This is a genomic window from Paenibacillus sp. FSL M8-0142, from assembly GCF_038597315.1.
Lineage (GTDB): Bacteria > Bacillota > Bacilli > Paenibacillales > Paenibacillaceae > Paenibacillus_AQ > Paenibacillus_AQ lactis.
On sequence record NZ_CP152008.1, the window covers coordinates 6,028,254 to 6,049,468 of the forward strand.

A 21,215-nucleotide genomic window follows, 5' to 3' on the forward strand; every position below is an offset into this window, starting at 1 on the left:
AGGATTCATGCCGCGGACACCTAGCGAGAACGAACGCATTCGACAGATGGCGAAAGCCAACATTTTGGAGGCCGCGATGGACTTGTTTATCCGCCAAGGCTACCACGCCACCTCCATCAGCGATGTAGCCCGCCATGCCGGGATATCCAAAGGCCTGATGTATAATTACTTTCAAGGCAAGGAGGAGCTGCTCGCCACGATGGTAACGGAACGCATCGAGGCCATCGCGCAGGTCATGCAGGATGCAGCTGCGCTCACCGAACCTATTGAGCAGCTGAAGTTCATTATCGGGCACGCGATCGACAGCGTTTATCAAAAGCCGGAGGAACACCGGTTCTATCTCCATCTCCAGACTCAGCCCGAAGCTGATCAGGAGCTGATCAAGTACAGCAGGCTCCTCGTAGAGGAAGCGGCGCGGCAGTTCGAGCTCCAGTGCAGGATATTCGAGCGGCTCGGCGTCGCCGAACCGCGCAAGCGCTCGCTTTATTTTTCCTCTACGCTCCAAGGCATCATGCTTATGATCTCCACCTATCCCCAGCAATTTCCGATCGAGGAGATCAAGGCGCAGATGCTGGACGAATTCCGCCGCCAGCAGCCCTATTGACGCCATATCGCCCTATGCTGAAATGCAGCGGGCATGCTTCATCCATTGAAATGCCTGTGTTGTTTTCATGCTTTTGTGGTATACTTTGGTTAAAGATGCGTAAACTTAAAAAGCCGCGATGCTGGACACATCGCGACTTCTAACAAAGGCCGGTGGGCGACCACGGCGAGGATTTCACAATTCAATGAAAAGCCACCGGATAGCTAGGCGCCAACCTATTCCCGGTGGTTTTTCTTGTTTGGCCGCGATCGTTTCCGGGAGGCATTAACTAAAGCGTTCAGGCCAGTAATAATGCCAACCAGCTTTAGCATTCCGTCAAGGAGCTTGAGCGTCAATTCAAGAAGGGACACGGCGTCACCCCCTCTCGGGTTAGCTTCGCCGCGTCACTCCCACCGGTTACTTTGTCTCTTCAATTATACCATAATTCCCCTGGTAGAACTTTTATTTCCGTCGCTTGAACGCATAGGACAGTTTGTCGCTCATATCTTACCTGATTGATACTATATTTCCCTCTTCCTTCATGCCATGAATGCGTTATGCTATGAATAGTATATATGATGAACTATCAAATTCAGCGAAGAATTCATTCAGGAGGACATCGAGATGGCCATTCACTGGATCAAGCCCGATATTGCCGAATGCACCCGCCGGGGCGTCGCCTTTTTCACGTCGGAGCTGGAGATGATCAGCGGCCTGCCGTGCAAAATATACCGGATTACCGAGGAATTCGGCAGCCTGTCGGACCATATGCACGACTACTTCCAAATCTGGTACATCAGCCGGGGAGAGTTCGACCACACCTTGTTCGGCCAAAAATACCGGATGACCCAAGGCAGCATATTCGTCCTGCCTCCCTACAGCGTGCACAGGGTCGAAATGCTTCCAGGAAAAGAGCTTGAAGTGCTCGGCTGCGAGTTTATGCCCGAGTTCGTTAACGAGCATCTGCGTGCGCACATGGGAGATTCCAGCGGGTTCGACCAGGCTTTCATTGAGTCGTTCACGGTCCCTGAAGATAAGATTCCTCTCAAAATCCTGCTCTCCAGCAGCAGTGATCTTGCCGTCAGGGAGCTGCTGACCGAGATGCTAGCCGAATACGGCCGCCGAGGCCCCTGCTTCGAGCTGCTGCTTAAAGCGAATCTGCTCAAGCTGCTTGGCATCCTGAGCCGGGAGCAGACTGAGAACGGGGCCGCCGGAGTGGCGGGCTCGACCAACCAGTATCGCGAGCCTATTATGAAATCCATCGAGTTTATCCATAACCATTACGACAAGCCCCTCAGCCTGCAGGAGCTGTGCGCCGTCACGATGATGTCCCGGACGAACTTCTGCCGGCATTTCAAAGAGGTGACCGGCCGCACCTTCAGCCAGTATGTGGCGAACTACCGGATCCGCATGGCGATGAAGCTGCTCGCGCAGCCCGAGCTGAGCGTGACGGAGGTTTGTTTTAAGGTGGGATTTAACGAACTGCCCTACTTTTGCCGCATCTTCAAGAAATATACCGGCACAACTCCGGCTTACTATAAGAAGAACGCCTATTAGATCGCGAGCCTTGTTTTTTTAACCCTGAACGATAATCCAATAAATAAACACAATAGTGAAATCCGAATGCATGCAGCCCATGGTATACTCTGTGCAAGAAACTAATGAAAGTTCAATTCGGCGTCACCATTACGCAGGCTTTAACAAATCCACGATTTTGGAGGAGAACCGATGAACAAAATTACAATTGCCGTCATTGGCTGCGGCACGATTGCCAACAGCGCTCATATTCCCGCCTACATAGCCAACGAAGATGCTGAAATCAAATACTTCTGTGACATTGCCTTGGACCGGGCGGAGGCTGCCGTTTCCAAATATGAATGCGGCCAAGCTGTTTCGGATTACCGGCAAGTGCTGAACGATCCGGAGGTTGATGCTGTTTCAATCTGCACGCCGAACGATGTTCATGCCTCGATCGCTATCGACTGCCTGCGGGCAGGCAAGCACGTATTATGCGAAAAGCCTGCAGCACGTACCTATGCCGAAGCACTCGAGATGCAGAAGGTTCAGCACGAGACCGGCAAGACGCTCAATATCGGGGTCGTGAACCGTTATAATGAAAGCGTTAACCGTATCAAGAACATGATTCAAAACGGCGAGCTCGGCGAGCTGTACCATGTCTATGCCAGCTTCCGTGCCCACCGCTCCATTCCGGGTCTCGGCGGCGCATTTACGACGAAGGCGATCGCCGGCGGCGGCGCGCTGATCGACTGGGGCGTTCATTTCCTGGATGTCGTCATGTACTGTACCGGCGATCCGAAACCGCAAACCGTTTCCGGCCAGGCTTACTGCAAGCTCGGTAAGGATATGGAGGACTACACCTTCCTCAAGATGTGGGCAGGCCCGCCGAAATACGATGGCACATATGACGTCGACGATTTCGTTACGGCCCTCATTCGGACGGAAGGTCCTACGATCTCCTTAAACGGAGCGTGGGCGCAAAATATCGGAGCCGAAGAAATGTTCATCGACTTCCTGGGTGACAAAGGCGGCATCCGTCTGAAATACGGGGCCGAGTTCACCTTCTATACCGCGAAAGATGGCGCGCTGCTTGAAACGACGCCGAAATTCAATATCGGCAACATGTTCCAGAACGAGATCGATGGCTTTATCCGCTCCATCCAGACCGGGGAGAAGCAGCCATCGCATATCGATACGGTCATTCTGTCCTCTCAGATCATCCAGGCGATCTATGATTCGTCCGACAAGGGAGCAGAGGTATCGCTTCAGCCCGTAGCCCAGAGCAGCAACTAACCCAGTTCGAAACGTCAGGGAGGCATAGGTTTTATGAAAAAAATCGGATTTGTCGATCTGCATCTCGACCAGTTCCATGCGAATAAATATCCCGGTTGGATTGAGCAGGCAAGCAACGGAACCATGAAAGTCGTCTGCGCCTACGGCAAACAGGACAAAGAAGGCGGCCTCACCAATGAAGCTTGGTGCAAGGAGAACGGGATCGAGCAGGTGCATTCCATCGAGGAGGTCGTTGAACGAAGCGACTATCTGATCGTTCTGTCCCCGGACAATCCCGAGTACCATGAGGAGCTGTCGCAGCTGCCGCTGGCTTCCGGGAAGCCTACGTATATCGACAAAACGTTTGCGCCTGATCGCGAGACGGCCATCCGTCTGTTCGAGCTGGCCGCGAAGCATGGAACGCCGATGTACTCGACCTCGGCGCTTCGCTTCGCCAGCGAGTATGCCGAGCTTGAACCCGCAGGGATTCAAACGATCAGCAGCTGGGGACCCGGTGCTTTCTCGAATTATTCCATCCATCAGATCGAGCCGATCGTCCAGCTGATGGGCTCGAATCCGAAACGCGTCATGTTCACCGGAACCGAGGCGTCTCCCGCCCTGCTGATCGACTTCGGCGAAGGACGCCAGGCTGCAGTGAACCACCTCGGGGACAATTGCCCATTTACGCTAGGTGTTCGTTACGACTCCGGCAGCTTCAAGCAGGCAACGGCGAACTCCAACTTCTTCGGGGCGTTCATCGAGAATCTGGTGCACTTCTTCGAGACAGGCAAGCCTGCGGTCGATCCCGCCGAGACGATTGCCGTCATTACGATCATCGAGTACGGGCTGAAGGCATCCACAACGCCGTATGTTTGGGTAGAGCTGCCGGTATTCGCGAACAACTTGCAGTAAAGCTTAACAGAATTTTGCATAGTTCATAGGGTTCATTTCCATCATGGAAAAACAAGAGCTGTTCTTAGGACGCGTCCTCAAGAACAGCTCTTTTCATGTCGAGCAAGATTCCGTTTTGCGCAATTTCGGTCGGTTGGAGAGTCCTCCACGAGCTATATTTCCTTCCGCTGAAAATAGATAAGACCCGCGATAAAGAACAGCAGGAACCCGCCGACCACCACCATCATCAGGCTTTCGAACGGCAGATTGAACGCTCCGAAGCCGGCCTGTCCCTGGGGCATCATGGCCAAAAACGGCTGAGCCCATGGATAATACGGCGCATAGGTTTCCGAATTCGCCACGAGCATATTCGGAATCGTAAACACCACGTTCAGTGCCAGCGGAGCGGCAAAGCTGCTCCAAGCCGTGGACACGCCAAGCTGTAAGGCTGCGAGCGGCAGGCAGGCCACCCAGCCGCCAAGCAGGCTGCGTCCCATCATGTCCCACGGAATCGAAGCGTCGATCCCCTTGATCATCCCTGCTCCCAGCACCGCTGCGAGGAACAGTGCCTGCACGACTGCGAGCAGCAGGCTGACTACGGTAAACTTCGCAAAATAAACCGCGCTGCGCGAGACAGGCAGCACCAGCAGCTGCTTCCAGCCTCCGCCCGAATGCTCATACCGGCACACCATTGCGCTGAAAATCCCCGTCATGATGGGCAGAAAGAGCATCGCATGCAGGATGCTCATTATGCCGACCAGCGCTTCCCAAGGCGCGATCGGATTCGATGAGCCTTCCACAATGCCAAGCAGCATAACCAGGGCCGCGCACATAAGAATCTGCACCCATAGTCTTGACTTCGATAATTTTAGCCACTCGCAGGACACCGCTCTTGTATAGGCCGTCATCTCAATCCACATCCTTCCGGTTAAAATGAATCAGCCCGGCGCAAGCAATGACAACGCCCAGCAGCAGGCCCGCACCGATTACTTTCGCTTCACCCGGCCCCATATACGCTAGCAGCGGCCACTTGAGCGGCATCCAATTCGGAAATTGGAAGGCGAACATGGACACGACCGATGCCGTAATGCCGATGCTTACCGGCAAGCCCTGATTCTTCAGCGTCAGCGACAGCCACAGCTGGAGCGCAAGCATCGGTAGTGCGGCGAACAACTGGACAAAGCCGATCCGCAGCAGATCCAGATACGGCATCTGCTCGACGCCCATCCCCAGCAGCAGCCCCAAGCCAGCCGTACCTAATGTCAGCAAAATGCAGGACACGCACAGAATCAGGAACGCCTGCACGAATTTCGCGCTGAACACGGCCGTTCGTGAAATCGGCAATGCCAGCAGCTGCTTCCAGGAGCTGAGCTGGTGCTCGACGTTTGCCATGAGGGAGCAGACCAGCGTGATGCCAAGGAACAGCGCGATCGGCACGAAGAACAGTACGTTCTCCAGCAAGCCGCCCCACGGATCATCCGCATAGGACTTCATCAAGTAGTCATACCGCAGTCCGAAGTTGAGGCCCTGCATCGCCACCAGCCCGATCGGTCCCAGCGCGGCGAGAAACCAAATGCCTTTGCCCCGGATTTTCAGCCAATCGGCTGACAGTGCTCGGACCATCATGGGCGGCTCCCCTCCCCTACGATTTGCATGAAGATATCCTCGAGCGACTTCCGCTTCTCCTCTACCCGATATACCGCATGCCGATTCTCGACCAGCCGCTTGACGAGCAGCGCCACCTTAGCATCCTGCATTGATTCCAGCTCGAGCACATGGTTTCTGAGCGTGCCTTCGCAGCCAAGATCCAACGCGAGCTGCAGAGCGTCCTCCGGCTCCGACACCGCCAGGCGGAAGCCGCTGGAAGCCGTCTGGATCAGGTTATCGATCGAATCCTGGAATACCATTCGGCCTTCACGGATAATGCCAACCTTGTCGGCCATCTGCTCAACCTCGCCCAACAGATGACTGGAGACCAGAACGGTGATGCCGTATTGGCGCGGCATGTTTTTGATCAGCTCCCGGATTTCATGAATCCCGGACGGGTCCAATCCGTTGGTCGGTTCATCAAGAATCAGCAGCTCCGGATTGTTCAGCAGGGCAGCCGCAATCCCGAGTCGCTGCTTCATGCCGAGGGAATATCCCTTCACCGGGCGCTTCGCCTCTTTCGTCAGAGAGACGATTTCCAGCACTTCCGCAATGCGGGATTTCGGGCTTCCGGTGATCCGGCGGATGGCCTCCAAATTTTCCACCGCCGTCAAATGTCCATAATACGACGGGTATTCTACAAGCGAGCCGGTACGGCGCAAGATGTCCATTTTCTCGCTCTTCAAATCCTTGCCGAATAGATGAATGGCTCCGCGCGTCGGCTGGATCAGCCCGAGCAGCATCCGGATCGTCGTTGTCTTTCCGGCCCCGTTCGGCCCGAGAAAGCCGTAAATGTCACCGCGCGCGATCTCCAGATTCAAGTCCTCGACTGCCGCGCGTTTTTTGTATGTTTTATAAAGTCCCTTTGTTTGAATGACGAGTTCCGTCACGTTCATCACCTCGTAAACCATCGTACTTGGTCAAGGTTAAATGGCGGTCGGGGGCAAGTTTAAATTTTCTTTAAAAAAGCGAATCAGGGTAGAGCGCGCTCCTAGCTTCGTGCAACTATGGCGCTTCGGTGGCGGTCATAAACTCTTCCTGTATCTAAGGCCGCTACGGTGGCGGATCGTTCTTCCGATCGCTGTTAAATCCGGGAAACCGGAATGATCCTAAACGAGGTTGTTTCCCGGATTTAAAGGCGAGCGCTACGCTTCTCCAGACCGATTCCTCCCCCTCCGCTGGTGCGTGAATATCAAGATATGCCCACCAATGTTTCTATGAGCTGGCACTCAAACTCTCATACAGTTGCTCGCTCTGCCCTTGATCGCAGTGCGGGGGATGGGTAGGACAACCACCACCGCTTCGAGTGGTGGTCATAAACTCTTCCTGCAACGATGGCCGCTTCGGTGGCGGATCGTTCTTCCGATCGCTGTTAAATCCGGGAAACCGGAATGATCCCAAACAAGGTTGTTTTCCGGATTTAAAGGCGAGCGCTTCGCTTCTCCAGACCGATTCCTCCCCCTCCGCTGGTGCCTGCGAATATCAAGTTATGCTTTACAATGTTTCTATGAGCCGGCACTCAAACTCTCATACAGTTGCTCGCTCTGCCCTTGATCGCAGTGCGGGGGATGGGTAGGACAACCACCACCGCTTCGAGTGGTGGTCATAAACTCTTCCTGCAACAAGGCCGCTTCGGTGGCGGATCGTTCTTCCGATCGCTGTTAAATCCGGGAAACCGGAATGATCCTAAACGAGGTTGTTTCCCGGATTTAAAGGCGAGCGCTCCGCTTCTCCAGACCGATTCCTCCCCCTCCGCTGGTGCGACGGGTATGAGATATGTGCTATCCGAGGTTTCTAAGTTTCCATGCCTCTGCTCGCTGTCAGCGCACATCGCTCCTTCTATAAGGCACTCAGACTTCTCATGCAGCTACCTAATGCCATACTACTCGCCTTACCCATGATCGCAGTGCTGGGGGATGGGTAGGACAACCACCACCGCTTCGAGTGGTGGTGATAAAACCCCCGTGCAACAAGGCCGCTTCGGTGACGGTCATAAACTCCTCCTGCAACTAAGGCCGCTTCGGTGACGGTCATAAACTCCTCCTGCAACGATAGCCGCTTCGGTGGCGGATCGTCCTTCCGATCGCTGTTAAATCCGAGAAACCGGAATGATCCTAAACGAGGTTGTTTCCCGGATTTAAAGGCGAACGCTACGCTTCTCCAGACCGATATTCCTCCCCTATCGCTGGTGCGGCGGGTATGAGATTATGCAATACAGAGCTTTATTTTCCTATAATTAGTTCGTCGATTGATGATGATCTAAAATTTACTGAAACTTCCAATCCCTCATTACGTATGGTCACTTAGGGCTTAATCACTGAATGCATGCTAGTCGACGCTGGCCAACAGGATAAGGGCATGTTACAGCCTAAGGTCCGAGCTGTGCTTGTTGCTGGTAGTGGTGCGGCTTCTATAGGCACTGTAGGCTGGCTATCGTCCCCCGTTCATGGATTATGCCCGACAATTCAATTCGAAATGAGGTCATTCGCATGAAAAAGGTAACCTGGCCTGGAAGAACCAAGCTAGACAACTTCTCCAATTACGTGACTTTGATCCTGGATGTGATCTTGTATATCCCACGTTGGATTATGAGATTGTTTTAATAAAGGGAGGATTAGCCTTCCCCTAGGTAAATGCCGCAGTTAAGGCGGCAAACAGCACAAAAAAAGGACCCGGAAACGTCCGGCTCCTTCATTCGCACCTCAATGATTTGTCTTGTTCACGGCGCTGCGCGTCATCACGATCATCAACTTCCGAATGAGCTTTACAGGCCGTCGCGGCTTATTACATATCGTCCACTTCGAACCGGACCTGCTTCCCTCCGGGATTAAGCTCCTGCCCTGGGTAAACGCCGCCGCTTCCCGGCTTCCAGATGGTGATTCTCGTTCCTTCGCCGGAGCTCTCGACCTCGCATTTTAACCCCATTTCCTTCGCTAGGAAATCCACGACCGCAAGCCCGATGCCTGCGCCCTTGTTATGGGACTCGCTGCCGAATCCCGGGCCGCGATCCGAGATGATCAGCGCTCCGGTCTCTTCACCGCCTTCGACTTGGCGTTCCTCGGTATAAATGCCGATATACTTACCGGATTGGGCATGGCGCACGACATTTTGAAACAAATTGTCGAGCAGCCGCCGGAACCATAATACATCGACATTCCAGATCAGCGGCTCTTCGCGCAGAGCAATGTCGGGCTCGATGCCTGCTTTTTCCCATACCGGATACCATGCGGCCGCACTCTCTTTGACCAGTCTCAAAACGTCCTTCGCATCAAGGTTTAGCTGCACCTTGCCGCTCGTGAGCAGATTATAGGATAGCAGGTTATCAATTAATCCCCCCAAATCGCCGATTTTGGCCTCGATGAGGGAGAGCGATTCCTTGCCCCTCCCGCTGAGCGGCTCCCGCTCCAACGAGAAAATATGGCTTCGTATAACCGTCAATGGCGTCCTCAAGTCATGCGACAAGCTCGCAATGAGCGACTTGCGCAGCTCCTCCTCCTCGCGCTGGCGGCGCTGGCCCTCTTCCAGCTGGCTCACCATATCGTTGTAGCCCTCTTCCAGCTGCCCGATCTCATCCAGCTTGGTCAACGTGACCGGCTGCGGGATGCCTGTTGCTTCATTCGGGGATGTCATTGCGTTCCGGAGGCGCAGCAGCCGCTTGCGGATGCGTACGAAGAACAGCCAGGACACCAGGATGAAGAGGCCGGACATGGTCGCCATGAATAAACCGTACAGGGTCGTCTCGCTGGCGATCGGATCCTGTACGCTGATATATTTTCTCGGAATCCGCATCACCATGAAGCCCTCGTCCGCTCCCTCATCCCCGATAAAAGCGACCACCGTGAACGGATCGGCCCCGACGGAATTTTTCATAAATTGTACGGTATGCTGGGCGCTCCATAACGCGGGCATATCCTCCTGCACAGGGAGCTCGATCCGCTTTCGACTATTGCTGTCCACCCACAGCATCTGAACTTCAGGATAAGCCTGCCGCAGCGATTTCAGCCTCTGCTCGATCTCCTCCGGCGATGCGCCTTCTAATTGGGTTGCTTCCTTATGCCACATTTTCTCCAATACGGTCCCGTTCTCATATTTTTTGTCGGGAAGCGGCGGCACGTCCATGAATGTGTTGGCAACGAACCAGTAGAACACGGAGGCGAGCGGGAACAGAATCGGCATGAAAATCATGGCCACCGAAATAAGCAGCAGATACCGATTCGTCAGGGATTTGCGAAACCGCCCCTTCGATCTCCACCCTTTCATGCTTTCACCCGGTAGCCGAGCCCGCGGACCGTCTCGATAATTTCCGGGGACGCCGGGTCCCGCTCCAGCTTCTCGCGCAGGTAACGGATATGAACCATCAACGTCTTGTCCCCCTCGATATAAGACTCACCCCATACCGATTCATAGATCTGCTCCTTGGTCATGACGCGGCCCTGATGCTGAAGCAGGTACATAAAAATCTGATACTGCTTGCCGGTCAGCAAAATTTCCTCTCCGGTATCCTCATTGACGATCCGGTTCTCGCCCTCATAAACCGTCAAATGCTTGACCCTCACCGGTTCGGCGGATTGTACGGCAGAACGGCGCAGCAGCACCTCGACCCTTGCCGCCAGCTCGTCCGGGTGGAAAGGCTTGGTCAAGTAATCGTCCGCGAATTCCAGACCCTGGAGCTTGTCGTCGATGGACGTTCTGGCCGACAGCATCAGAATCGGCAATCCGGGGTACGCCTTCTTCAGCCGCTGTCCGACCGTAAACCCATCGAGCCCGGGGAGCATGACGTCCAAGACGACAACCGCGCATTGGGCAGCTTCTTCCACTGCCTTTTCTCCGCTCTGGAGCCATTTCACCCCATAGCCCTTTTCCTTCAAAAAATCACTCACCCATCCGCCGATATCGCGGTCATCCTCGATATATAAAATGCTTGCGCTCATGGATATCTCCCTTTCCACCACCAAAATGTCGGCAATGCTTCTTCCAGCCGCTAACGCCAAGGTGCGGGGCAGCGATTCGTTCCTCCGGCACCTATCATTTGTCATTGTAACATGTAAAAAAGGAAGAGCTACACCTCTGCAGCCCACTCACAACCGTCCCTGATCATAGTGGGCGATGAGCCGCCTTGCCTTATCCCGGATCAAATCCACAATCTCCTGAGGCTCGATGATCTTCGCTTCCGTTCCAAGCCTGAGAAACACATCGGCTATGTATTCAAAATCGCTGCGGTCTACCGTCACGTCGACAACGCCGCGATTATCTTCAAGCATAACCACCTCATCCTCCAGCCAGGGGATGCTCGCGCATTGACGGGCCCCTTCTCTTGTGAGCTCCGCATACAGGCGGACCGGCTGCCGGATCGGGTATTCCTGAAGCCATTCCTCCAGCGTCATATCAAGCTCCCACGACCGGTCCGTCGGGGTCCAGGACTCGATCCGGTCAGCCCGAAACAAGCGCGGCTCCTCCGTCTCCCCCTCGGCGGCCAGCATGTACCACAGACCGTCGCGGGCATACACGCCGATCGGCTGAATTTCCCGGTCACTCGTACGGTTCTTTGAGCGGTACCCGATCCTCACAACGCGCTGGTATAGGGCTGCTTCGATCATTTCTTTCAGAAAAGGGGAACCTGCCGTTCGGCGCGGACTCCAAAAGGCCAGCACGGATTCCAAACGGCTGATCATCGCTTTGGCATCCTCGGGAAACCCCGCCAGCAATTTCCGTGCGGCCGAATCCATGTTCAGCTCAAACGGCAGTGACCGGTAGCGCTTCAAAGACTGGAAGGCAAAGAAGATCGCAAACACCTCATCCTCATCAAACAGCACTGGCGGAAGAACACGGCTGCTGAGCGTACGGTAGCCCCCATGACGTCCTTGCTCGGTATATAAGGGAACGCCCATATCGCTGATTTCGGTCAAATATCGGTGCGCCGTGCGCACCGAAACGCCAAATTCATCGGCGACCTCCTGGGCGGTAAAGCTTCGTTTGGCATTGACGAACAGAATCACATCCATCAACAGCTTGGCTTTGGACACCGCTTGCTCCTCCTTTTCGGTCTTGCCAATAAGTAGACAATTATTGTCATGTTTATAAGATATGCTATTCCCGTAAGCAGGTCAAAGACTGGAACCGGAAAGGAGAATGAATCATGAGCTCAGACATGAACTCGGGCAAAAAATCAGACATGAACTCGAATACGAAATCGAGCATGAGTCCAAGCTTGATTTCGGACAAGAGCAACGCTTCAAATCCGAACAATGTCATTCGCGTTATCGGCGCCAAAAATAAAAATTTGCGCAGCGTCAGTCTCGATATCCCCAAAAAGCGAATTACGGTATTCACCGGCGTATCCGGCTCCGGCAAGTCCGCCCTCGTCTTCGATACGATCGCCGCCGAGTCGCAGCGCCAGATGAATGAGACCTATTCCAGCTTTATTCGGCACCGCCTTCCCGGATACGGGGAACCGGATGTCGAATCGATCGAGCATCTATCCGCAGCGATCCTGATCAACCAAAAGCGGATCGGCAGCAACGCAAGGTCCACCGTCGGAACGGCTACGGATATCCATGCTTTGCTGCGGCTATTGTTTTCACGGATCGGTCAGCCTTTTGTCGGGCACTCGGACGTCTTCTCCTTCAACAATCCGCAGGGCATGTGTCCGCGCTGCGAGGGGCTTGGCAAAGTCAACGTCATCCGGATCGATCGCCTGATCGACAAGGAAAAATCACTGAATGAAGGAGCGATCCGATTCCCGACCTTTCGTCCCGGCGATTTCCGCTGGAAGCGGTATACGGCCACTGGATTATTCGACAATGACCGGAAGCTGAAGGATTATAGTCCGGAAGAGTGGGACCTGCTCCTGTACCAATCCGGGTTCAAGCCGCCGAACCCGACGCCGGAATGGCCGCCGACCTCTTATTATGAAGGCGTCATTCCGCGAATCGAGCGGTCATTTCTAAGCAAGGATTCCCGAGATGCGCAGCTGTACAGGGAAGCGATCAACGATGTAGCCCCCCGCTCGGTGTGCCCTGAATGTCAAGGGGGCAGGCTCAATCAAGAGACGCTGTCCTGCAAAATCAACGGCTATTCCATCGCCGACTGCTCACGGATGCCGGCGGATGAGCTGATTGCATTTTTGCGGAGGATTCGCGAGTCGGAGGCTGCACCGATCGCAAGCGCCTGCATAACCCGGCTGGAACAGCTGAAGCTGGTCGGGATCGGGTACCTGTCCATGGATCGCGAGACCGCAACATTGTCGGGCGGAGAGTCGCAGCGCATCAAAATGGTCCGGCAGCTCGGAAGCAGCTTGACCGATCTCACCTACATTTTCGACGAGCCGAGCACCGGTCTTCACCCTCATGATGTCCATAACATGAACAAGCTGCTGCTCCAGCTTCGCGACAAGGGCAATACGCTCCTGATCGTGGAGCATGATCCGGATGTCATCCGGTTGGCCGATCATATCGTCGACATGGGCCCCGGGTCCGGCGTTGCCGGCGGCACGATCGTTTACGAAGGCGATTACGAAGGACTTCTGGAGTCCGGCACCTTGACCGGCAAGCATCTGCAGCAGCGGGCACGGTTAAAGGAACAGGTGCGGGAACCTTCCGGGTGGCTGACGATTTCGAACGCCGCCTTACACAATCTGCGCGATGTCACGGTTCGCATCCCCACCGGGGTGCTGACGGTTGTCACCGGCGTCGCCGGATCGGGCAAAAGCACGCTGATCAACCACGTGCTCCCTCAGTGCTATCCGGAAACGGTGATCGTCGACCAGGACGCCATCCATGCCTCGAACCGCTCCAACATCGCCACCTATACCGGCATCTTCGATCCGATTCGGAAGCTGTATGCCGCTGCTAACCATGTTAGCGCATCCCTGTTCAGCTTTAATGCCAAGGGCGCCTGCCCGGCCTGCAGCGGTGCCGGAACGATCACGACCGATCTCGCTTTCATGGATCAGCTGGTCACCGTCTGCGATGCATGCCGGGGCCGCCGTTTCCGCGATGACGTTCTGCAGTACCGCCTTCGCGGCAAAGACGTCAGCGAGGTGCTGGCAATGTCGGTTGACGATGCGCTGACCTTCTTCCCGGAGAAAGACATCCGCCCCGCCCTGCAGCGCCTGCACGATACCGGTCTCGGCTATATGACGCTGGGCCAGCCGCTCAGCACACTGTCGGGCGGCGAGCGGCAGCGGGTCAAGCTGGCGGCGGAACTGGACAAGCACGGCGAGATCTATGTGCTCGATGAGCCCTCGACGGGGCTGCATCTGTCCGACTGCGAGAGGCTCGTATCGGTCATCGAGAGGCTGGTGGAGCAAGGCAGCACCGTCATTGTCATCGAGCATAATCTCGATATCATCCGCCAGGCGGATTGGATCATCGATCTTGGCCCCGGCGCGGGCATGGACGGCGGGCGGCTGCTTTTCTCAGGCAAGCCGAGGGAACTGTTAGAGTGCAAAGACTCCTTAACCGCAAGATATCTAGAAGCGTACCGTTAATTGCAAGTCATGAAATTGCAAGCATCCAAAAAGACCCCCGAGCCCTCATATACGAAGGCTCGGGGGTCTTGCTGCAGCTATAGCAGCCGCTTCCCTTACGGACTCTACTCCAACACGACGGTTGTGTACGGCGGCAGCGCTAAGCTTGATCCGCTTAACGCGGCTCGGTCATCCGTCGTTTTGGCCAGCGCCTTGAACGGATTGTCGCCGCCCGTTCCCGCCAGCTCCACACGCTGCTCCTTGCCGGACAGATTGTGGACGACTAGCGCTTTACTGTCGTTCGTCCGACGAACGTAAGCCATCACGCTCTCGTTGCCGGAGGCAAACGATTCGATCGTTCCCCGATTTAGCGCAAGCATTTCATGGCGCCATGCGATCAAGGTACGGTAGCGGGACAACAGGGAATCGGGATCGCCCGTCTGCTGCAGCACACCTTCGACCTGATCGCCCCGGTTATGCTTGAGCGGCTCCCAAGTGGTCTGTCCCTTGTCGCTGCCTGTATTGGACCAGATCATCGGCTCGCGGATCTGTTCGTCCGGCTTCGCTCCCCGCATGCCGATTTCCTCACCGTAGTAAATAAACGGGTTGCCCGGCATGGTGAGCAGAATGCCCGCAGCCATCTTGGCATGATCCAAATTGCCGTTCAGCTGGGTCATTACACGATTCATGTCGTGGTTGGTAAGGAACGCCGCATCCGAAAACGAGCCTCCCGATACCTTGCTGAACAAGCCGTATGTCCGCTCCAGCGTGAAGGCCAGATTGTTATCCTTCTCATTCGTTACGGCCCCGATCATGCTTTCGCCGAGACCGAAATTGAAGCCCGAATCAAATGCCTTATCCAGGTACGGGGCAATAACGGCTGCCGAGTTGTCCCAGATCTCCCCTACGATGTAGGCATCGGGGTTCACCTCGTTCATGCGGCTGCGGAACTCCTGCCACCAAGCGGTATTTTTGGCTGTCGTGGCCTCGCCCTTGTCGGACATCAGATCCTCATAAATATGCTTGGCCGCATCGATGCGGAAGCCGTCTACTCCCATCTCCAGCCAGTAGGCTCCAATATCCTTCATCTCTTCCCTGACCTTGGGATTGTCGAAGTTCAGGTCCGGCATGCCGCCCCAGAACGTCCCCATGTAATGGGCTCCGTTTAACTCATGCCAAGGGGTGCCGCTGCCGGCTGCGCTCGAGCCCGTCGGCTTCTTGCCTTGGTCCTCGGCCCATACATACCAATCCCGGGTCGGCGATTTCGAGTCGGCGGCTGCCTCCTTGAACCATGGATGCTCCGTGCTTGTATGGTTGACGACCAGGTCCATGATGACCTTGATTCCGCGCTTCTCCGCCTCGGCCAGCAGCGCTTTGAAATCCTCCAGCGTTCCGTAGTCAGGATGAATCGCCCGGTAGTCGGTCACATCATATCCGTGATAGCTGGGTGATGGATTAATCGGCATGAGCCAGATGCCGGTGACCCCCAGATCATCGGTCGTGTCCGGATTGCCGTCGTTTAAGTAATCGAGCTTCTCGATAACTCCCCGCAAATCGCCGAAACCGTCTCCATCAGAATCATAGAAGGATCGCACGAAAATTTCGTAGTATACATCGGACGGCTGTTCATCCACCTCCGCCTGCGCGGACTCAGATGGGCTCGTATCCCCTCCTTTCCCCGGCTCTTGGGCAGTCTCCGCCTTGCCGGGGTTCTGTCCCTGCTCCTGCCCGGTTCCCGCCTTCGACCCGGCTTCTTCCTGCGCCGAAGTCCCTCCGCTGCCGCTGCACCCGGCAAGCAGAACACTTACAAGCGCCACGCAGCTAAACCAGACGGCCCAAGATCGCCTGCTGCTCCATTGCTTCATCATCTTCACTTCCTCCTGTTTGTCTTATTCTTAAATTTTGCCTTAATCTTAAAGTTAGAGCGGTTTTGCCTACAGCTCATAACAACGCGCAAACGTTTGAATTCATTTTCCTAACATCTACCAATAAAACGGTTACAATTCTTAAATCAACATAACGGATTTCCTTTTACAGCCTGGTCCAACTGCCCATGCTATGCTTATGATCATTTTGTAAAACACTCGAACTTCTCCTATCATACATCACTTCACAAAATTGTTAAATCGTTTGCACAAGTCCGTATTGTGTTGTTTTCAGCAGTTTTCCAAAAATAATATAGGGTTTTCTCTCGATATCTGTAAATATCTTCGTTTTTGTTGCGTTTGTGAATAATTGCGCTCGGCGGATCCGGATACGTATTTACAAGCATTTCGATTAACGTTAATATTACAGTGTGAAACCGTTTAAAGTATCGCATGAATACGGCTTATTATCAGCTTGAACCTTGTATAATTGGGGCCTTACAGACCCAACATGGAAATGAAGAGGAGCACCGCGGCTCGCGCAAGAGCTATTGATTCTGTTCTAAAAACAGCGGCTGCCCTTTTCTTGTTTTCAAAAAAACGCAAACGGTTCCACTGGAGGTCCTATTATGTCTGTGACGATTAAAGATGTCGCTAAACGAGCGGGCGTATCCCCCTCTACCGTCTCTAGGGTGCTGTCAAATCACCCGAGAATCAGCCGCGAAACCTCGCGGAAGGTCAGAGACATTATGGAGGAAATGGGCTACCACCCCAATATTATGGCAAAAAGCCTTGTTTCCAAAACAACGGAAAGCATATGTGTCATTCTTCCCAAACCGGCTGAAGAGCTGTTTCTCAACCTGTTCTTCATGGAGCTGATCCGCGGGATCGTCGCCCAAGCCAACCGCTCCGGGTACGATGTCCTGATCAGCTCGGGCGGCAATGAGAAGGAGGAGGTCGAAGCGGTATCACGGCTGCTGAACGGCCGCCGCGTCGATGGCGCGATTCTGCTGTATTCCCGACAGGATGATGCCGTTGTCGATTTCCTGAAATCCAACGATTATCCGTTCGTCCTGGTCGGACGCAGCGAGAAGTATCCGGACCTGCTATCGGTCGATACGGATAACGTCCAGGCGGCGTATGATGCGACGAAGCATCTGATCTCCCTGGGCCATAAACGGATCGGCTTTGTCAGCGGTCCGCCTAACCTGATCGTATCCCAGGACCGGATGAAGGGCTATGGCAAGGCGCTTGCGGATGCCGGGCTCGACATGCGGAAGGAGTGGGTTGTCGAAGGCGAGTTTCTCCAGGAAAGCGGCTATCGTGCCATGTCCTTCTTCATGAATCTGCCGGAGCGCCCTACCGCGCTCGTTATCGTCGACGATATCGTGGCGTTCGGCGTGCTTCGGGGCCTGCACGAGCTTGGATACAAGGTTCCCGAGGACGTGTCGATCATCAGCTTTAACAACATTTCGTTGACCGAGCTGTCGACACCGCCGCTGAGCAGCGTGGACATCGGGATTTACAACCTTGGCTACACCGCCTCCCAGGCGCTGATCCAGTCAATCCGCCACGATGACGAGACGGTCTTGCCCCATCGCTATATTATCCCGCATCGCTTGATGATCCGGGAGTCATCGATGTACTCGATGCCGAAATCATAAGCTTGGCGGCTATTGCCGTCAGGCCACCAACAATTTTTGTAAAATAAAGAAGCCACCTAGTGCTTCCTTTATTTTTGACGTTTGGTTCAAACGTTTGCACTAATTCGCATTTCAACGATTTTACGCAATGAGGAGGAATTGCATGTCATCGATCACCGCATGCTTATTCGACCTGGACGGCGTCTTGGTTGATACGGCCAAATACCACTATATCGCATGGAAGCGACTTGCCGAAGAGCTGGGATTTGAGTTCACGGAGCAGGACAATGAGCGACTGAAGGGCGTAAGCCGGATGGCTTCCTTGGACATCCTGCTTGAGATTGGCGGGCTTGCCCCGGATGAGGAGACCAAGCTGGATCTTGCCGCGAAAAAGAACGCCTGGTACGTGGAGTATATCTCCACCATGGACGCCTCGGAAATTTTGCCCGGCGCGCTGGAGTTCATTCAGTCGCTGAAGGAGCGCGGCATAAAGGTCGCGCTCGGGTCCGCCAGCAAGAACGCGATTCTGATTCTGAACAACACGGGGCTAACTCCCTACTTCGATGCCATTATCGACGGCACGAAAACCCAGCAGGCTAAGCCGGACCCGGAGGTCTTCACGCTCGGTGCCCGGGAGCTTGGCGTACCGACTGAGAGCTGCGTCGTATTCGAGGATGCCGAGGCTGGAATCGAGGCCGCCACCCGGGCCGGCATGCGCTGTGTCGGCATCGGATCGCCGGAAACGTTGGGGCGCGCCAATCTGGTAATCTCCTCACTCGAAGGCTTTACGGTGGACCGTCTGCTCGGATTGCAGGAGAAGTAAAGCAGTTCTCCCGCCGTTTCCGGCAGCGATCATCCATATATTTTTTGCATTAGCAACCATTTTCCTAAAATCAAAGGAGCCGATGATTGTGAAACAATATTTAAAGCTTGATGAATGGTCAATTATTGAAGAAGGCTTTGACCCGCATACGCATGAAATTTCGGAAAGTATTTTCAGTATCGGCAACGGCTTTATGGGCCAGCGCGCCAACTTCGAGGAGTCCTACAGCGGCCCCTCCCTGCAGGGCAGCTACATGGCCGGTGTGTATTACCCGGATAAGACCCGCGTGGGCTGGTGGAAGAACGGATATCCCGAATATTTTGCCAAAGTGCTGAACAGTACGAACTGGATCGGGATCGGCATTGAAGTTGACGGCACGCCGCTCGATCTGGCCAAGTGCACGGTGAAGGACTTCGTCCGCGAGCTGAACATGAAGGAAGGCTACCTCGCCCGTCGCTTTACTGCGCGTATGGAGGATGGCAAGGAATTGAAGGTGGAAGCGATCCGTTTCGTAAGCATCGTGCGTCATGAGATCGGGGCCATCCGCTACAAAGTAACTCCTCTGAATTTCAGCGGTGAGCTGACGATCACCCCATACCTCGATGGGGATGTGAAGAACAAGGATGCCAACTATGACGAGAAATTTTGGCTGGAAGTGTTCAAGGAAGCTTCTCAGGGCTCTGCCGCGCTGACGGTCAAAACCAAAAAGCTCGATTTCCACGTCACCTCCGTCATGTCCTACGATATTGTGAAAAACGGCGAGAAGCTGAGCCTGCAAGCGGAATTGGTAGAGAAGGAAAAGTATGCGGCGAACCGACTGCGCGTTCAGATCGCTCAGGATGATGAAATCACCGTCTATAAATACGTGGCTAACGTGACTTCCCGCAACCACGGGCTCGGTGAGCTGCTTGACGCAGCCCGTTCCGTGCTGGCGCCTGCGGTCCAGACCGGGTTCGAGCAATTGCTCAAGGAGCAGGCTGACGCCTGGGGCGATAAATGGAAAGAGAGCGATATCGTCATTGAAGGCGATGTGGCGGCACAGCAGGCGATCCGCTTCAACATTTTCCAATTGAACCAGACATACAGCGGCGAGGATGACCGCCTGAATATCGGTCCGAAGGGCTTCACTGGAGAAAAATACGGCGGCAGCACATACTGGGATACCGAGGCTTATTGCCTGCCGTTCTATCTGAGCACGGCCGATGCAAGCATCTCCCGGAATCTGCTCATCTACCGTTACAAGCATCTGGAAAAAGCGAAGGAAAACGCCAAGAAGCTCGGCTTCACGAAGGGCGCCCTCTATCCGATGGTCACCATGAACGGCGAAGAGTGCCACAACGAATGGGAAATTACGTTTGAAGAGATTCACCGCAACGGCGCGATTGCCTATGCGATCTATAACTATGTCAACTACACCGGCGACCTCTCGTACCTGGGCCAATACGGGCTTGAGGTTCTCGTGGAAATTTCCCGTTTCTGGGAGGAGCGCGTCAATTACGTGCCTGCGAAGGACCGTTATATGATCCTGGGCGTCACCGGCCCGAACGAGTATGAGAACAACGTGAACAACAACTGGTACACGAACCGGATCGCCAGCTGGACGCTGGAGTATACGCTGGACGTTCTGGCCTACGTCAAGGAGAACGAAGCCTCGCGCTATGCTGAGCTGATCGATAAATTGGAGCTCGAGGGCAGCGAAACCTCCAAGTGGCAGGACATCATCAGCAAAATGTACTATCCGGAGGATCCGGAACGCGGTATTTTCCTGCAGCAGGACGGATTCCTGGATAAGGAGCTGGTACCGGTCAAGGAGCTTGATCCTGCGCACCTGCCGCTGAATCAGAATTGGTCCTGGGACCGGATCCTGCGTTCCGTATATATCAAGCAAGCCGATGTGCTGCAGGGTCTGTTCTTCCTGGGCGATCGGTACGATCTGGAGACAAAGCGGCGCAATTTCGACTTCTACGAGCCGTTCACCGTACACGAGTCCTCCCTCTCCCCTTGCGTGCATGCGATACTTGCCTGCGAGCTCGGGTATCAGGAGAAGGCTTATGAGATGTATTTGCGCACGGCTCGCCTTGATCTCGACAACTATAACAACGATACGGAAGACGGCTGCCATACGACCAGCATGGCAGGCACATGGATGTCCGTCGTGCATGGCTTTGGCGGCCTGCGCGTGAGAGACGGTGTCCTCCACCTGAATCCGTTCATTCCGGGCCACTGGTCCTCCTTCTCGTTCAAGGTGATGTTCCGCGGAGCCCGCCTGAAGGTTCAGGTGACCGACAAGGAAACCATCATCGTTAACGAGACCGACACGCCTGCCGTGCTGAACGTCAGCGGCAAGGAATACAGCATCGCCGGCCGTGGCGAGGTAAAAGCACCGCGAGCTTGATCGGTTTATTCGGCAGACCCAAGCAGCCCGGGCTTCATGTAGGACCGACTGATTGTAGGATCCACTGATTGTAGGATCCATTGATGTAGGATCCACTGATGTAGGATCCAC

At 54.6% G+C, this 21,215-nt stretch carries 15 protein-coding genes; 8 read left to right on the top strand and 7 right to left on the bottom strand.

Annotated features, from left to right (window positions below):
* Positions 1-7: 7 nt before the first annotated feature.
* The 4 genes from NSQ46_RS27380 (at position 8) to NSQ46_RS27395 (ending at position 4,285) form a co-directional block, all read left to right on the top strand.
* Positions 8-604, top strand: a complete 597-nt coding sequence (locus NSQ46_RS27380; protein ID WP_341034517.1) for a TetR/AcrR family transcriptional regulator — start codon at positions 8-10, stop codon at positions 602-604.
* Between the two features lie 603 nt (positions 605-1,207).
* Positions 1,208-2,140 carry an AraC family transcriptional regulator gene (locus NSQ46_RS27385; RefSeq protein WP_341034519.1) on the top strand — a complete coding sequence of 311 codons (933 nt, stop codon included), beginning with the start codon at positions 1,208-1,210 and terminating at the stop codon, positions 2,138-2,140.
* Positions 2,141-2,311: 171 nt separating this feature from the next.
* Positions 2,312-3,394 carry a Gfo/Idh/MocA family oxidoreductase gene (locus NSQ46_RS27390; protein WP_028404750.1) on the top strand — a complete coding sequence of 361 codons (1,083 nt, stop codon included), beginning with the start codon at positions 2,312-2,314 and terminating at the stop codon, positions 3,392-3,394.
* Positions 3,395-3,427: 33 nt separating this feature from the next.
* On the top strand, positions 3,428-4,285 hold the full coding sequence (locus NSQ46_RS27395) for a hypothetical protein (RefSeq protein WP_007130509.1): 858 nt from the start codon (positions 3,428-3,430) through the stop codon (positions 4,283-4,285).
* Positions 4,286-4,437: 152 nt separating this feature from the next.
* On the opposite strand, the gene NSQ46_RS27400 is transcribed toward NSQ46_RS27395, so the two are convergent.
* The 6 genes from NSQ46_RS27400 to NSQ46_RS27425 all read right to left on the bottom strand — a co-directional run bounded on the left by NSQ46_RS27400 (position 4,438) and on the right by NSQ46_RS27425 (position 11,934).
* Complete coding sequence (locus tag NSQ46_RS27400) at positions 4,438-5,172, bottom strand: ABC transporter permease (protein ID WP_007130510.1); 735 nt, start codon at positions 5,170-5,172, stop codon at positions 4,438-4,440.
* Between the two features lies 1 nt (position 5,173).
* On the bottom strand, positions 5,174-5,890 hold the full coding sequence (locus tag NSQ46_RS27405) for an ABC transporter permease (protein ID WP_007130511.1): 717 nt from the start codon (positions 5,888-5,890) through the stop codon (positions 5,174-5,176).
* Positions 5,887-6,801, bottom strand: coding sequence for an ABC transporter ATP-binding protein (locus tag NSQ46_RS27410; RefSeq protein WP_007130512.1), 915 nt, complete (start codon positions 6,799-6,801; stop codon positions 5,887-5,889). The genes NSQ46_RS27405 and NSQ46_RS27410 overlap by 4 nt, the downstream gene beginning before the upstream one ends.
* A gap of 1,894 nt (positions 6,802-8,695) precedes the next feature.
* On the bottom strand, positions 8,696-10,171 hold the full coding sequence (locus tag NSQ46_RS27415) for a HAMP domain-containing sensor histidine kinase (RefSeq protein ID WP_007130514.1): 1,476 nt from the start codon (positions 10,169-10,171) through the stop codon (positions 8,696-8,698).
* Positions 10,168-10,842 carry a response regulator transcription factor gene (locus NSQ46_RS27420; protein WP_007130515.1) on the bottom strand — a complete coding sequence of 225 codons (675 nt, stop codon included), beginning with the start codon at positions 10,840-10,842 and terminating at the stop codon, positions 10,168-10,170. The genes NSQ46_RS27415 and NSQ46_RS27420 overlap by 4 nt, the downstream gene beginning before the upstream one ends.
* A gap of 147 nt (positions 10,843-10,989) precedes the next feature.
* Positions 10,990-11,934, bottom strand: coding sequence for a YafY family protein (locus NSQ46_RS27425; RefSeq protein WP_007130516.1), 945 nt, complete (start codon positions 11,932-11,934; stop codon positions 10,990-10,992).
* Positions 11,935-12,107: 173 nt separating this feature from the next.
* On the opposite strand from NSQ46_RS27425, the gene NSQ46_RS27430 reads away from it, so the two are divergent.
* Positions 12,108-14,399: an excinuclease ABC subunit UvrA gene (locus NSQ46_RS27430; RefSeq protein WP_342577020.1), complete on the top strand. Its 2,292-nt coding sequence runs from the start codon at positions 12,108-12,110 to the stop codon at positions 14,397-14,399.
* 104 nt (positions 14,400-14,503) lie between these two features.
* On the opposite strand, the gene NSQ46_RS27435 is transcribed toward NSQ46_RS27430, so the two are convergent.
* Positions 14,504-16,246: an alpha-amylase family glycosyl hydrolase gene (locus NSQ46_RS27435; protein WP_342575429.1), complete on the bottom strand. Its 1,743-nt coding sequence runs from the start codon at positions 16,244-16,246 to the stop codon at positions 14,504-14,506.
* A gap of 626 nt (positions 16,247-16,872) precedes the next feature.
* On the opposite strand from NSQ46_RS27435, the gene NSQ46_RS27440 reads away from it, so the two are divergent.
* The 3 genes from NSQ46_RS27440 to NSQ46_RS27450 all read left to right on the top strand — a co-directional run bounded on the left by NSQ46_RS27440 (position 16,873) and on the right by NSQ46_RS27450 (position 21,104).
* Positions 16,873-17,907: a LacI family DNA-binding transcriptional regulator gene (locus NSQ46_RS27440; RefSeq protein ID WP_077570010.1), complete on the top strand. Its 1,035-nt coding sequence runs from the start codon at positions 16,873-16,875 to the stop codon at positions 17,905-17,907.
* A gap of 142 nt (positions 17,908-18,049) precedes the next feature.
* Positions 18,050-18,709 (top strand): beta-phosphoglucomutase, encoded by a 660-nt coding sequence (pgmB, locus tag NSQ46_RS27445; RefSeq protein ID WP_213613163.1) that lies wholly within the window; start codon positions 18,050-18,052, stop codon positions 18,707-18,709.
* A gap of 88 nt (positions 18,710-18,797) precedes the next feature.
* Complete coding sequence (locus NSQ46_RS27450) at positions 18,798-21,104, top strand: glycoside hydrolase family 65 protein (protein ID WP_342575432.1); 2,307 nt, start codon at positions 18,798-18,800, stop codon at positions 21,102-21,104.
* Positions 21,105-21,215 lie beyond the last annotated feature (111 nt).